We start from the raw sequence: 600 nt of genomic DNA on the forward strand, positions 1-600 counted from the left end.
CTAGGCCGTGTGTCATAAGTGCCGCACGAGTCGTCGGAGCCAGATGTCGATCATGCTGATGGTGGCGGTGGCCTCGTACCGAACCGCGAGTTTGTCGTAACGGGTGGCCACGGCACGGTGCTGTTTGACCAGGTTGATCCCACACTCCACGGCATGGCGCTGCCGGTATGCGCTGGAGTCGAAGGCGGGTGGCCGGCCACCCGCCGATCCCTTCTTGCGCCGGTTCGCGGCCTGGTCGGCCTTGACCGGGATGACGCAGCCGATGCCACGGCGCCGCAGGTAGCTCCGGTTGGCCTTGCTGCTGTACGCCTTGTCGGCCAGCACCCGGTCCGGTCGGCACCGCGGCCGGCCGACGCCGAGGCGAGGCACCCGGATGCGCCCCAGCACAGTGGTGAACTGCGGGCTGTCGCCGCGCTGCCCGCCGGTAACCACGAACGCGAGCACCTTGCGGCCCTGCTCGCAGGCCAGGTGCAGCTTGGTCGTCAGACCACCCCGCGAGCGGCCCAACGCGTGATCAGCCGGCTCGGCCGCAGCGCTGCCGCCCGGCGGCTCGACCTGCGTGTGACTGTCCCGGCGGGCGCCAGCGGCGTGCTGATGTGC

General features: G+C 70.7%; 1 protein-coding gene. It reads right to left on the reverse strand.

The genetic code is table 11. The features are described 5' to 3' along the window. Positions 1-12 precede the first annotated feature (12 nt). A partial coding sequence (locus ACFQUZ_RS32375) for an IS5 family transposase (protein WP_377449119.1) occupies positions 13-600 on the reverse strand: 588 nt, incomplete at its 5' end.

Source organism: Plantactinospora sp. GCM10030261 (genome assembly GCF_042666615.1).
Classification (GTDB): domain Bacteria; phylum Actinomycetota; class Actinomycetes; order Mycobacteriales; family Micromonosporaceae; genus KBS50.